This is a genomic window from Dyadobacter psychrotolerans (assembly GCF_004349265.1).
Taxonomy (GTDB): Bacteria; Bacteroidota; Bacteroidia; order Cytophagales; family Spirosomataceae; genus Dyadobacter; species Dyadobacter psychrotolerans.
The window spans coordinates 20,295-33,947 of sequence record NZ_SMFL01000026.1 but is presented as its reverse complement, the minus strand read 5'-3'; the positions used below and the strand labels follow the sequence as shown (position 1 = coordinate 33,947).

Annotated in this window: 12 protein-coding genes; all 12 read right to left on the bottom strand. The window is 35.7% G+C overall.

Going from position 1 to position 13,653, the window contains the following annotated elements:
• Positions 1-224: 224 nt before the first annotated feature.
• Positions 225-1,436, bottom strand: a complete 1,212-nt coding sequence (locus tag E0F88_RS32665; protein ID WP_165940234.1) for a glycosyltransferase family 4 protein — start codon at positions 1,434-1,436, stop codon at positions 225-227.
• Between the two features lie 119 nt (positions 1,437-1,555).
• Positions 1,556-2,311: a WecB/TagA/CpsF family glycosyltransferase gene (locus E0F88_RS32660; RefSeq protein ID WP_131962862.1), complete on the bottom strand. Its 756-nt coding sequence runs from the start codon at positions 2,309-2,311 to the stop codon at positions 1,556-1,558.
• On the bottom strand, positions 2,311-3,756 hold the full coding sequence (locus E0F88_RS32655; protein ID WP_165940233.1) for a capsule assembly Wzi family protein: 1,446 nt from the start codon (positions 3,754-3,756) through the stop codon (positions 2,311-2,313). The genes E0F88_RS32660 and E0F88_RS32655 overlap by 1 nt, the downstream gene beginning before the upstream one ends.
• Before the next feature lie 324 nt (positions 3,757-4,080).
• A complete protein-coding gene (locus E0F88_RS32650; RefSeq protein ID WP_131962858.1) occupies positions 4,081-4,641 on the bottom strand; it encodes an LbetaH domain-containing protein in 561 nt (186 codons plus the stop codon).
• A gap of 9 nt (positions 4,642-4,650) precedes the next feature.
• Positions 4,651-5,775: a glycosyltransferase gene (locus E0F88_RS32645; protein ID WP_131962857.1), complete on the bottom strand. Its 1,125-nt coding sequence runs from the start codon at positions 5,773-5,775 to the stop codon at positions 4,651-4,653.
• A 1-nt stretch (position 5,776) separates the two neighbouring features.
• Positions 5,777-6,619: a glycosyltransferase family 2 protein gene (locus E0F88_RS32640; RefSeq protein WP_165940232.1), complete on the bottom strand. Its 843-nt coding sequence runs from the start codon at positions 6,617-6,619 to the stop codon at positions 5,777-5,779.
• Between the two features lie 317 nt (positions 6,620-6,936).
• Positions 6,937-8,142 carry a hypothetical protein gene (locus tag E0F88_RS32635; protein ID WP_131962853.1) on the bottom strand — a complete coding sequence of 402 codons (1,206 nt, stop codon included), beginning with the start codon at positions 8,140-8,142 and terminating at the stop codon, positions 6,937-6,939.
• Positions 8,139-8,711: an acyltransferase gene (locus tag E0F88_RS32630; protein ID WP_229213983.1), complete on the bottom strand. Its 573-nt coding sequence runs from the start codon at positions 8,709-8,711 to the stop codon at positions 8,139-8,141. Before E0F88_RS32630 ends, E0F88_RS32635 begins: the two co-directional genes overlap by 4 nt.
• 88 nt (positions 8,712-8,799) lie before the next feature.
• Positions 8,800-10,011: a glycosyltransferase family 4 protein gene (locus tag E0F88_RS32625; RefSeq protein ID WP_131962849.1), complete on the bottom strand. Its 1,212-nt coding sequence runs from the start codon at positions 10,009-10,011 to the stop codon at positions 8,800-8,802.
• A gap of 15 nt (positions 10,012-10,026) precedes the next feature.
• Positions 10,027-11,025: a hypothetical protein gene (locus E0F88_RS32620; RefSeq protein WP_131962847.1), complete on the bottom strand. Its 999-nt coding sequence runs from the start codon at positions 11,023-11,025 to the stop codon at positions 10,027-10,029.
• 7 nt (positions 11,026-11,032) lie between these two features.
• Complete coding sequence (locus tag E0F88_RS32615) at positions 11,033-11,602, bottom strand: serine O-acetyltransferase (RefSeq protein ID WP_131962897.1); 570 nt, start codon at positions 11,600-11,602, stop codon at positions 11,033-11,035.
• Between the two features lie 511 nt (positions 11,603-12,113).
• A complete protein-coding gene (locus E0F88_RS32610) occupies positions 12,114-13,634 on the bottom strand; it encodes an MATE family efflux transporter (protein WP_131962845.1) in 1,521 nt (506 codons plus the stop codon).
• Between the last annotated feature and the right edge of the window lie 19 nt (positions 13,635-13,653).

The following is a 13,653-nucleotide window of genomic DNA, read 5'->3' as shown; positions in this document are numbered from 1 at the left end:
AATATATAAGAGTTACAAATTAAAATCATCAATGTTTTTTTCTTAAACGTTATGAGCTTATCCAAATGCTTGCTTTGCCAGAAAGATATCGTTAAATATTAGAATTAGTCTACAATCCTAAAACATGCATTTTCTGTTTCCGAAATCAAAACAATTAGTCAGCGCACGGTTTTTAAGTATTCCATATTCTGTAAGAGATTCTTGCTAAAAAAGTTCCATGCTATTTATATCGGATAGTAATTGCTAACTATTGAATCAATTTTCTTGTCCCAGGTTTGTTCTTTTGCAAATGTAAATGCTCCTATACTCTTTTGTTGTAACAGTTCTGGATCCTCTGATAATTCTAAAACAGCATTACGTAAAGAGTCTATTGCTATTTCCGGTGTTTCGCAATCGCATTTAGTACCCCTCTGATCAGATACAAGAATTGCCTGACCATGGAGGTTGATCGTGATTATAGGCAGACTGTAAGCCATCGCTTCAACCAGTTGGGCAGGACCGGAATCCCTTAACGAAGTGAAAATAAAAGCGTCATGAGATTTATAGTAACCAATTACATCTTCGTAAGGAACTTTACCCATCCAAAATACTGTGTCGTTTAGTTGGTAATCTTCAACTTTGTCTAAAAATGCGGATTTCATTTCACCGTCTCCTACAACAGACAAGGTTATTCCCGGGAAATCCTTTAGTGCTTTCATGACTTCAATCACTAGAAGTAATCCTTTACGAGGCATAAATCGACCAACCCATAATAATTTAAGTTTGCCACGTTCTGTGTTTCTTCGAATATGCGATGCAGGAATAAACCAGTTTGGTACTGTGGCATCAAATGATAACACTACATTTTTAGCTCCTGCCTTTTGCACCATTCTCATTGTATCCGGATTGGAGGAAAGAACAACCTGAGCCTCTTTTAGCATTTTTTTACATGCTGGATTATATTTTAATAACCATTTTGAAACTTTTTCTCTTTTAACTTCAGCATCCCAATGATTCAGGAAATATTTTTTAAATGCTTCTGGAGCAACTTGACCGCCACCTGCTGGCCCAAATATGAAGGGGATACCAAGTTTGTATATAAAAGATCCCATTTGCGTGCTTCCCCAGGTTACATGGTGAGCAACATCAAAAATTATCTTTTTGCTTAAATGTTTACATGTCCTGTAAGCGGTGTATTGCCATATAATATAATATAAATACATTCCCGGCGTAGAAGACGCAAAAAGCTTTTCAAAACCAAAAGGAAGTGTGACATAATGGAAGGTAACATTTTCTATTTTAGGTTTTTTGTCAATATTTTCTTTTCCGCTGGATCTTGTGAAGCAGTGTATCTGATAACCTTTCTGTGCAAGCCCGCTAACCCAGCTCCAACCATTTCCAGGTTCGGAACCAAGTGAGGGATCACAAGCAAAAGCAAATAATGCTATGGTCTTCATATTGTTTTTAGTTGACGTGGAAAGTTTTAAGGGAAATTGGGCCATTACCTTGCAGAAACAATACATTATAAGTTGCAGAAGGTCTCATACTAGGGGAGGTATTCAATATACTTTTTAATTTAAATTCTTGGTTTAAAATATGCCTTAAATAGAAGAAAGAGAAATACAGAGTTAGTAACCGCATATCGCTTAAAGAGCCGCCTAGGCTCTTGCATTAACCTATAAAGCCATTCTAAACCTGTATCTTGCATCCATTTTGGCGCACGTTTTTGAGTGCCTATCATTACTGGAAGCGCTCCGCCAATTCCTATCATAGAGGCATTTATCCGCCCTCGCATAGACGCCATCCAATTTTCTTGTTTTGGACATCCCAAGGCTACAAAAACGAATTTCGCATTACTTTCATTAATTTGATTTAATACAGTATTTGTCTCATTCTCTGTTAAAGGGCGAAACGGCGGACTGTACATTCCGGCAATCTTTAACAGAGGATACTTTTTGAGGCAATACTGTTCCGTTGCTATTAACATGTCTTTGGTGCCTCCATAAAAATAAACAGGTATTAATTTTTTTTCCGATTCCAATAGTAAGTCTGGTAGTAAATCCATACCGGCTACCCTTTCCTGACGGACTCCGTTTAATAATTTAAGAGCTACCGTAAGCGGAACTCCGTCCGGTGTGATCAAATCCGCTCCGTTGACGACCTCTGCGAAAGAAGAGTCTTTATATGCTTCTACAAGCATATGCACATTTGCTACGCAAGTGTAACTAGACACACCAGAAACCGCCATTTCAATAAGCCTATCTATAAACGATGCGTAAGGGGCGATAGTGATATCTATACTAAATAATCTCTGCTTTATTTTAGGTAACATTACCAAGTTTTAGATATATTAATGGAGCCACCTAATGAATTGTCGATCAAATACCCTCGATCAATTGCGATAATTACGCCGAGGCTGTAGCCATTTTTTAGTAACCTGCTAGTTTCAAGAAGACCAGAAAACTGGTTTACTTGGTAAAAATAGGGTGGCTTATTATAAACTATTTTGCCTCCAACAGATTTTGCTACCGGGCTCGTTGAATAAGTACCATAATTCCATGAATATGTCATTAAAGCTTTAATATCCCATTGTCCGTAGGTCCAGATTGATCCAGAATGGATCGCAACTACCCGATTATTAGAGAAATATTCAGTGGCATTTTGAGGTAAATCTTCACGTATTTCATTTTTGCTGGTAATCAAAGCATTTCCTATATTTTGCCCTTTGTAGGACCATCCTTTATAATATAAGTAATTGTTATAATAATCTTCTGCGCCAGAGGGGGTTGCCTTAGAATCCGCTTCCCCTCCCTGACTTTTCGAGTTAAAGAATTCAAACAGAATCTTTTTTAAGAAGAATTTTTTGTATCGTTCAGTTTTGTTGTTCTTTAAACTTAATCCCCATAACCCATCTTTTATGTTTGTGAGATGATATAGACCACCAATATCATAGAAAAACTGATGATATCCTGTAACAATAATGTCATGGCCGTTCAAATTATAATTGAATTCAACTGCTTGGTCAATCGTCCCCAGTTGATTTCCTATTTTAGAAGTTAGAACAATTTGGTTACCATATGCCTTGCCTAAAAAAACATACTTGTATGTTTCTAAATTAGATAGTTCGTAGCCTTGCGGGAAAATTTTTTTTTCATTACCCCACATCACCTGATGATTAAATCCACCATAAATTTTAGTCTTCCAGGCTGGTTTGCCCAACCTTGCATAAAATGATTTTTGATGATAATATGCTTTAATAGTATCCACGGCATACGGAATTTGTGATGCAGTTCTTAAACTATAGTTACCCAACCAGCCATGTGACAAATTTCCTTTTATTGAAAATAGTTCTTTGGTAAATGGAATACTCCAATATTCTGGAATGCTAATTTCAATCTTTGGAATTCCTAGGGAATTGCCTGATACAGCAAAAGCACCGCTTGATAGCGTTGAATCTACTAACCCTGTTAAGTCCCGAGACCTCCCCGCCTTGAGCTGAAATATGCCTAATCTTACCTTTACATAGCTTTGAACGAGAATAGCATCAATCTTGGTACCAGCGTTCAATCGTCCCTCAGCGGCTGCACCCCAATCAAGTAGCTTTTTTTGCCCCGCAGGATGGTAATTTTTCAAAATCATGCCTGATACAGAAGCGGATGCGCCACTTAATGGTATACTTCCATATTGTTGACTTCTCATCCAAAATGGAACGGAATTGTGGGAGGTAGCAATACCATTCACAGATATAAACCCGTGAAGTTGTTTATTAGGTAACATAGTTAAAACCGGATTAAGAGTATCTGTATTAATTCCAGATGAATCTTGCCCAAAGCAATTAACTTGTAGAATGATGCATATTAATAATACATATCGCATAATTTAAAAAAACGTTGAGTTAACTTTCAATATAACTATGAGAGTGAAGACAAATCACAATGGCAAATTTGTAATTTCAACTGAGCAAGTCCAATTGAGCAGTTGAGCACTATTTTTCAATTTAATGAATTTTTAGTTTAGAGTTCGATTTGGTCATTTTAAATGATTAAACAGATTTTTATTCCAATTATATTCTAAATCAACCTAAGTATCGATTTAATCGCACTAACCTTCGTTGTAAAATCTTTTCATCAGTTTAAGATGATTTTCCAAATCTTCTTTATTGTCAAACCGTTCACGTATCTTTTTTGCTGGATTTCCCCCATAAATTGAATAGGGTTCAACATCCTTTGTGACGACCGCCCCTGCGGCGATGATTGCGCCATTATTAATTGTAACACCACCCATGACTGTTACGCCATAACCAATCCAAACGTCGTCACCTATCTTTGTAAGTAGATCAGTGCCCTTCCAATTATAGTTGCCGTCTCGAATTGCCGGTGCTTTCCTAATAGGGATACCCACATACTGAAAATGATGATCATATTTGCCAACTACTCCCACTTTATTTGCTACAATAACATAATCTCCTATCACACAATCAGTTTCGATAAACGAATCCCTTCCAATATAAAAGTCTTTGCCTATGACCAAAGTTTTTCTTGCCCACAGCCGAACTCTTGCTCCCGCATGAAAGCCTTGTCCTATACTGTACTTGCGCCATCTTATCTTGACAAAATACAAGTCTCTCAAAGTCTTTATAACTCCAATAATTACTCCGAACATAACTGTTGTCTAATTGGTAAGATTTATAAATAGCTTGTCCATATACTCATCAAAAAACGAAAGCATTTTTGATGAGCGTATTTCCTTCATTTCTTCGACAGGCATTATATCTTCCAGTTTGTCGTCCAAAAGTTTACCTAACTCCACAGTATCATACGGACTAAATAACTCACCATTATCACCAGGACTTATAAGGGATGAAGCTCCTGCGTTCGTTGAACAAATTACAAAAGCACCGGATAATAAAGCCTCGTTAACTACTGCGCCAAAAGGCTCATAATGACTTGCAAGTACAAATATTTGTCCGATATTATACCAGGCAAGTAAATCATCTCCTTCGTACCTACCAACGAAATAAACATCTTTTTCAATGCCTAGCTTACTTGCTGATTGCTGCAATGACATTTTTTCTGATCCTTCTCCAATAACTATGAGTTTAATATCCTTATGTACCTGACAAACCATGCTAAATGATTGTATAAGTCTATCAACTCCTTTTTCGGGAGCCAACCGACCAACAAAAAATACACATTTACAACCAGTCAACGAGTGCTGTTGGATCAATCTATTTGTAAATGGTAAAACATTCGTTAAGTTATTTCGAAAAATTTCTCCCTTCGCTATAATTGGAAAGACAAGCACCTTTCCAATTACAGTAAATTGCAGTTTGTACCAATCAGCAACATTCTTGTTTGGAAGTATTATTCCATCCAATTTACTAATTAAATAATTACGCATTGATTTTCTGGCACCGCTGCATGTTTCAGCAATGTGTAGACTGTCATCACAAATTGTAAAAAGTTTAAAATCTTTAAAATATAACTTTTTAATCAAGAAAAGCGAGATTGTTGTCTGGCTGTACTCGTATGTGAAAACTATATCCGGATTAAATTGACGAATTGCGCGAATAAATCCCCATCGAAAAGCTCTAACTCCAACATTTAACCCGCTATTGAGGTATTCAGGTGTAAAATCCAAAAGATTACGGAGTCTTTCCTGGTCGAATTTCTGGTCAAGATGATTTTGGTAAATAAAGTAGAGTTTTAGATCAAATAGTTCATTTAGTTTATTCCAGAAATCAACTCGGTATGGAGCCAGAGACTGATGAAAGATAAGTAACTTTTTCTTTTTCATTTTAGATTTTTTTCCTCTGGTTATATATCTGTGGTATTAGTGCTCGTAAGTTTATTGTAAATAAATGGAAGGCCGCCATAAAAAAACCATGATGTCTGTTTTCAAAAATAAAAAGCTGCAGTGGATTAGAATCGCAGGAAGATTTATAAAGATGTTTGAATCTTTGTGAGACTGGTACTTTTGGGGAGCACCATTTAGGGTAATCCTCATGCTTTTCACAGGTTCCAACATACAAAGGTGATATAAATAGCCCTATGTTTTCTTTTGCAGCTCTCCTCCCGTAATCCATATCGCCCAAGGCGTGATGGAAATTATTGTCCAGAATACCGATTTTTTTTACAACAACATTAGGTATCAGTACACAGTTTCCGTTGAAAAAGTCACAACTCTGTAACTCTCCATTAGGTTTCAAAAGCATATTTCCTATTTTGGAAAATCCGCCATACGTTATATCATTGCCAAGCTTTGAACAAGTACTTCCACAAACTATGCTTTCTTCGCGGCAAGAATTATAAGATTCAATCAAGACCTGAATAGCATTCGGAAATAGGAATGTATCATCATTTAGCCATAAGTAAAAATTGTATTGTTTCTTTGCAATTGCAGTTTTCCAGGCTAAATGCATGCCTCTGTTCCAGAAAAGATTACCAGAACCTTTAATAACATTGACAAATGGGAAAAGCAATCTTATCTTATCTTCGGTTCCGTCTGAACTGCCGTCGTCAACTAAGAAAACCTCTAGGGAAGCTCCCTCAGGTAAAATGCAACTGTAAAGGCAATCTAAACATCTGACTGTATCCTGTACACGATTATGGCACGTGAGGAGTAAAGCTATTTCTTTCACTTTTATTAGAGGTTATCTCAATTTGGTTCTTAATATTACTTCAATCGTACTGGCGAATGTCCTACAGGTAGCTGATCATCCTAGTCTAATACAAATATATCATGAAAGGAAATCACAATAACGCTTCTAAAATGGGTATATTACAATAACAGGGTTCACAAATAGATTAACATTAAGGTACTTTAAAAACTCTACAAGACTTTAATTATTTTGATGATCTCAATTAAATTTATTATTAAACAGTAATAATTGGTTCATATCATTGATAACCGCTAGTAAAATATTCTTTTCAAAAAATATATCTAATAGCAAAATTTTTACTTATGAAGAATTAATTCATGTACATTTTTGCCTGACATTTTTTTCTTAGTGACTTGAAAGCAATTTGCGCAAATAATAAATATAATCCATGGCGCTGTTCCCGATAGCGAGTTATTTAAGGACCCTACTAGAACAAAGGCAGCTAAAACAAAGATCTTTTGTTGCCGTGAATAAAATTGGAGGTATTTTTTGACCAAATATGACAATGTAATGATTAATGGAATTCCAAAAAAAATTCCATATTGTATTATCCAAACAATGTATGAATTTTCAACACCACCGGCTCCTAGTAATTTTGTGATAACTAAATAATTCGCGGGATTCCCAAACCAAAAATCGTAGTCCATTATATAATTAAAGGCTTCAAGCACATTCAGTCTGGTCTCGGCGCTTCCGTCCATTAGTTTTTCTTGATTCACCAATCTACCACCTAAGGATGTGAGGAACATTAAGTAATAGGTTCCATATAATAACGGAATGATGCAGCACACAACTAACACTAACTTGTGCAATGTTTTTTTTCCTTTACTTTTATACAACAAATATAAATAATAAATCCCCAATGCACCCCATATTAGGCTAGCACCTCGAGCATTGAAACATAATATAGCAACGACGCCGAGAGTTAAGCAAAAAAGTTTAAATAATGTATGAAACTTGTGTACTAATATAAATGATACAATGATCGATACACATAATGCATTCATAAGTGGATGACCAAGAAAGGCGGAGCTTCTAAAATCCCATTTTTGTATTTCAACATATATATTTTCTACTTCCTCTGTGTATGGAAAGATATTTATGCTGAATATTCTTTCGTAGATCGCCAACAAACATTCGAGAAAAAAGAAAACCAGTGTGATCGTTTTAATTTTCTGCTTTACATCCTGTTTCTGGATTTTAAGTAACATACTCAAAATCATAGGTATCATCAACGCAAAGAAAGTTAGTCTAAATGTGTCAAGGTTACCTTCAACAGCTTGAAACACCACATATATCAAACTTATCAGAATGATTGTAATCTCTTCTCTAAACATTCCAAATTGTAATGTTTTCCTAACAAGTAAAAATTCATAAAAGAAAATCAATAATATTACAGCAGAAGAAGTCAAGCCAACCTGCTGTATACCAATTACTGGCGCTGTTGTTGTTGTAATCAATAAGCATAAAATTACACCGAGGTATAGCAAGTAATTTTTCATGTAGAATGAACATTTTTTATGAATTTCGCTGGATTACCAGCCCAAATCTGGTTGTCGGGAATATTTTTTGTCACAACAGAACATGCGCCTATCACTGCATTTTTACCAATATGGACACCTTTTAAGATAGTGCTGTGGGCACCAATAAAGACATTATCCTCAATAAAAATAGAAGCCTTAGCTTTTAATTGCATATCAATAGATGGATTTTGCCTCACCATAGGGTCCAACGAATGAAAATCTGTATCGTAAATACATACCCCACCACCAATTTTTACATTATCTCCAATTGTAATACTTTGGTGACAAACAATAGCTGCCTGAGAAATACCAACGTGATTGCCTATCAATAAGGTAGCACCTTTATCTACAAAAAATGTACATTTTTGTGGACGGCCAATTGGATTGCTTCGTACGTCGTTATTCATTTTCAAATCTCGACCCACACGCATCTTTCCACCGCGAGCTATCATCACAATAGGTATCCCACTTGTGACCAGGTTTTCAAAGTCTACCAAATTAACCCAAAACAAAGTGTTTGTAATAATAGTGTTTAGTATCCCTGTCATGGTATACCAAACAATTAAGATCGCTTTATATAAGATCATATTGTTTACGCTGCTAATTAATTAACCTTAGAGTTTACCGAGAGATGATCTACTTCGAATCCTGAATAATTGTATCATAGTATCCCTCATAGCTGTCAACCACGGCCGAGGCTGAGAATCTCTCAGAGACGTTATAAAAGCCCTGACTTGAAATTTCTTTGTACTTTATCTTGCAAGTTAATATCTCAATAGCCTTATCAGCAATATTTTGCGCTTTGGACACATCGACTAATAACTCCGGATTATTTATTACCCAAGGAACAGCACCTGATCTTATCCCCCCGATAACTGGTAGGCCTAAAGCCATTGCCTCAATTAATACTACGCCAAAGGACTCCTCAAGAGATGGATGAATCATCAAGTGCATTTTCTTGAGCTCATTTAGAAGAGTTTCATGAGGTACTGGTCCGTGGTAGAAAATACCTTCAAGCCGCATAGGTTTGGCGCTTTTGTTAGCTAAACCGTACATTTCACTTCCATTACCAAATAAGTGTAGAATTGCGCCGGGAATTTTGTTTTTAATTAATCCGAAAGCTTCTAATCCTATGTCACCGTTTTTACGCTTATCCCAGCCATTCATAATCATGACAATATTGGGATTTAAAAGTGAGTTAATTTTTTCGTCAACGTATTCATTTATTTTGTCAATGTTGAACAACATCACTACTGGATTAGGAATTACTTTGAGGTTCTTAAATCTTTTTTGTGCGTAATCAAGCATGTAAGGTGAAACTGTTGACGCAAACTTCAATTTTTTTAAATTTATTTCCGATAATATTAGCCTCCCAAATCGATAAATATTTCTCATATATTTAAAAACTTGATAGGGATTGTCGTGTATTGTTATTAGTTTGGGAATATTAATTCCTGCAAGCGCCCCCGCGAACTCATAAGACCAATGCGCATGAACAAAATCTGGTTTTTCGTTTAGAATCGCACTTTTTAACCTCCTTTGTTCAAAAGCATACAAATCTATAATTCTGCCAAGCTTACTTTTATTGAAACGCAAAGTATGCTCGCGAGCGGGTACTACAATCCATTTAAAATTTCCGTTATGGAATTCTCTGACTTCATAATTATGGTCAATCGCGGTTGTGGTCGTTATTGATATTACATTATGTCCTCTATTTAACAACTCCTTTATTACTACACCTAAAAAAGGCGCTCCATAGTAACCGTCCGGTAAGCTTGTTAGATCACGCACGTTGAGTAGTTTGCCAATAAATGATTTGTGAGTAGGCCCAATTATAACTATTTTCATAATAAAATTATTAATTTACCAGTAACAGGCACCTTCCACGTTGTCCGCAGTCTCAGGCCTATTTTCTGGGCTAGGATAAATCCAGTAATCGTTCATAAGTGCGGCATATTTTCCTTCCTGTCCTAATTCATCGATCCCATACAAAGGTGCTTCCCACCGTTTTCCTTTGATACCGAATAACAGCTGAAGCGATCCTCCCATGTGAACGGCTTTTTTGCCTTTACGTTTTATATAGGAAGCTAGCGGAAAACCATAGGCTCCCGCTCCAATCAAACAAATATCGAAATCTACATTGTCGATTTCTGATTTCATGTAGGCTAAGGCATCAAACCAAGAAGCAAAAGTTGAAGTTCCACCGATACTTTGAACAGCTTTTATGGTGATTAATTTAAATGCGGGAAGAATATCCTTATTTGTGAAAAGATGTTCTCTTTTCTTGTATTGCTTTTGAATATCAGATTCAAAAGGATGGATTACTAAAATTTTTTTGCCTGTCAGCGCTTTAGTCCATGGCACATTACTCCAAAATGGATCTAAGAAAATACCTTGAAATAAAGTCACATTTTTAAGCTCCTTCTTAATGTATATTTCGTTGTCTAACCAAGATGCCAACATGTCCAACTCCTTTGTATCATCAATCATCATGTTACAAAACCTCTCCATGTTGTGAGAGGTGGTAGGGAAAAAACCCGACCATTGCTCCATGTGTTTCATTATCGATTTATCCCACCACCAGTCATGTTCTAAACCTCTTATGTAATCCCATATATTGGAGAGACCGCGGCTTACCCCCAGACTATTGATAATCGCCGACAACTCAGTCGCACCATACCGCGCGATCATAATTGGCTTATTAGAATTTAGCAAATTTATAATATTCTGGGAAATAACATTTGGATCCTGTTCCCTTTTTAGTTTTTCTAGACGAGGAGGTCCCAGTAGCGCTTTACACGCACGCGATAAATTCTTGATAAAGACCTTAAATAGAGGTATGTCGGAAATGTTAACTTTCATCGAATGTTCAATTTGACTTTGGTTTTCTCGCTATTGCCGGTATACCAATTAATAACATATTTGTTTCCAAGCAATCCTTATTTACAACAGCATTGGCCCCGATGATACACCCATCAGCAATATAAATTTTACCATAGATTTTTGCACCCGGACCAATATAAACATTGTTACCGATTGTAGGAACTGCATCATCAAATCCTGGTGTTGCACCGATGTTTACACATGCATTGATAGTGCAGTTAGTTCCGATACGTGCCCTTCCATTGACTACGATTGTACCTCGATGTGCTATTCTTAGGCCTTCACCAAAACAGTTAGGGTCAATTGTAAATCCCAGTTTGCACGATAGTTTTTTAAATAGTCTGGCTGCGAAAAACTTTTTTAATTTCCATAAAATATTTTTTTTATTTAAATTATATAAATATTCGCATTTCCTCAACTGGATTTGAAATCTCCATATCTCCAAGTCAATGTTGTAGGGATTTAAAGAGATTGAAATCTTATTTGTTTCTACGATATTTAATGCCTTTTTGTCTTCGCTTAGAAAATGTTTATATGAGTCTTTTGAGTTAATCATTGTATAACGTGTTAGCGAAATTTTTGTGTATTTATACTTTACAGGCAGTTTAAGTAGGACAATCTGCATCTTGGATTTCATAATAAGATGCAGGTTACTCACCTTCGTAACTCAAATTTACGTTCAACATGGTAATACGTGTCACTATATTAATCTATACATAGCACCGAATATAATTGTAACTTTCAAACCAAACAATCCAGATATTTCTATGTATTGAAGATTCCCACATTGTATGAACAAAAAAGTTAGAAAGCTTAATTTTTTTAGATTTAATTAGTTGTAAAATGGTTAGTCTAGATTTAGTTTACCTTCTGCAAGAAATTCGAATGCTGTCCAAAGCTTTTTTTACCTTGCGTTTGAAAACCAATAAATATTTTTGCGTAAAGCTAATTATTAGCTTTATGCAATGCTACTAATTGGCTATTTTGCACACAGATTATCAAGTAAAATTAGGTTTCCAGCATTCTATATCTGTAATAGTGAATATTCGAAATAGAATGATAATACACTAACTACTAAATTTCTTTAAGTAATTAAAAATTAGTGATTTTTCGTCCTTTTTAAGACCGAATATTAAAAGAGTTAAAAAAAACGATATACTGCTCAAAACGATAACTACAACTAAACGAAATAGACTAGCGGGCAAAAAGTAAACTGGTATTACGGAAATAACAGCTACTGTGACAAAACTACAAATGCACCTAATTATAACATCATTCGCAAATGTTCTAAAACTAAGACCCAAATTTAGTTTAGAAAAGTAAAGTTTATTAAGTCCTGCCGTAACTGAATATACTATAAATAAAAAATAAATGGTCGTAGGTCCATATCCTTGTACAAACAAGAAATATGATACTATAACAGGTATCAGCCATAAAATAGCTTCGAATATTTGAAACTTTTTTATATTTCCTTCCGCAGAAATTGCAGAATTTAAATTGTAGAATAACTGGTCAACCAAATTTCTTACCAATAGAAGTCTACAAAATATTACCGCAAACTCAGGTACATTTTTAAGCCAAAGATCGAAAATATATGGCATTTCTATCAAGGTTGGTATAAAAAAGAATAATAGTAGAAAAAAAGATATTCTACTTCCAGTCATAGTCGCTTTCAACATTAATTGGCGATTTCCGGCTCCTTCGCTTTTGGCGATCATTGGGTTTAGCGCCTTTTGCATAGTACTCGCAAATGCTCCTAGCTGACCGCTCACTTGATTAGCTACTCCTTGTGCGGCATTTACTTTAGTACCAAAAAAGGAATTAAGTAGAATACTCTGTCCGTAATTACTAATCATACTGCTTGATGCTCCAAAAAAAGACCAGCCTCCGAAACTATACATTTGCTGAAACAGCTTTTTGTCGAAGTGTTGCTTAAAATTAATCCTGGTTTCAGTATATTTCCTGTGACAGTATACGCGACGGATAATCAGTAAAATTATTGCGGATAAAGCACTCAAAAACCCATATGTCATAAGTTTGTCATATGGAGTTGCATAGCTTATAAACAAGGCAATACTTAACTTGAATAGAGCATCTATGGTACTTATAACGGCGAATGCTAGCATGTTTTCATGAGCATTCAGTACTGCATCGTCGGGTACGGAGATTATTGTGAAAAGAGTACTAACAATCATGCATTGAAAAACCCATCGAGCGGCAAACAATCTCTCAGGTGATATTTTTAATATTCCATCGAATAGGAAATGTCCAGCACCCTCCAAAAGCACGAATACCAATATGGCAATAAGTAAGTGTAATACTACACTTACATTGTAAATATTTTTTGACTTACTCAAGTCCCCAGCACCTTCCGCATAGGACATAAATCGTTGGGTAGCCGTTGCCATAGCGTTATTTAGAAAGGTAAGCATCGATATCGCTCCGGCCACCACGTTAAATATTCCAAAGTCTTCAACTCCAAGGGCTCCTAATATTAGTCGCGTACTATAAAGGGATATGAACACCGTCACGCCCATTCGAACATAAAGTATTCCAGTGTTTTTTATTACCCGATTAACTGCACTCATTTTACTAGGAATGATGGTA

Excerpts from the sequence above, each read along its gene's own strand:
- E0F88_RS32660 (WP_131962862.1), bottom strand. The coding sequence starts at position 2,311 with ATGTTACCTAAAATAAAGCAGAGATTATTTAGTATAGATATCACTATC.
- E0F88_RS32625 (WP_131962849.1), bottom strand. The coding sequence starts at position 10,011 with ATGAAAATAGTTATAATTGGGCCTACTCACAAATCATTTATTGGCAAA.
- E0F88_RS32610 (WP_131962845.1), bottom strand. The coding sequence starts at position 13,634 with ATGAGTGCAGTTAATCGGGTAATAAAAAACACTGGAATACTTTATGTT.
- E0F88_RS32650 (WP_131962858.1), bottom strand. The coding sequence starts at position 4,641 with ATGTTCGGAGTAATTATTGGAGTTATAAAGACTTTGAGAGACTTGTAT.
- E0F88_RS32635 (WP_131962853.1), bottom strand. The coding sequence starts at position 8,142 with ATGAAAAATTACTTGCTATACCTCGGTGTAATTTTATGCTTATTGATT.
- E0F88_RS32645 (WP_131962857.1), bottom strand. The coding sequence starts at position 5,775 with ATGAAAAAGAAAAAGTTACTTATCTTTCATCAGTCTCTGGCTCCATAC.
- E0F88_RS32665 (WP_165940234.1), bottom strand. The coding sequence starts at position 1,436 with ATGAAGACCATAGCATTATTTGCTTTTGCTTGTGATCCCTCACTTGGT.
- E0F88_RS32615 (WP_131962897.1), bottom strand. The coding sequence starts at position 11,602 with ATGATTAACTCAAAAGACTCATATAAACATTTTCTAAGCGAAGACAAA.
- E0F88_RS32620 (WP_131962847.1), bottom strand. The coding sequence starts at position 11,025 with ATGAAAGTTAACATTTCCGACATACCTCTATTTAAGGTCTTTATCAAG.
- E0F88_RS32655 (WP_165940233.1), bottom strand. The coding sequence starts at position 3,756 with ATGTTACCTAATAAACAACTTCACGGGTTTATATCTGTGAATGGTATT.
- E0F88_RS32630 (WP_229213983.1), bottom strand. The coding sequence starts at position 8,711 with ATGACAGGGATACTAAACACTATTATTACAAACACTTTGTTTTGGGTT.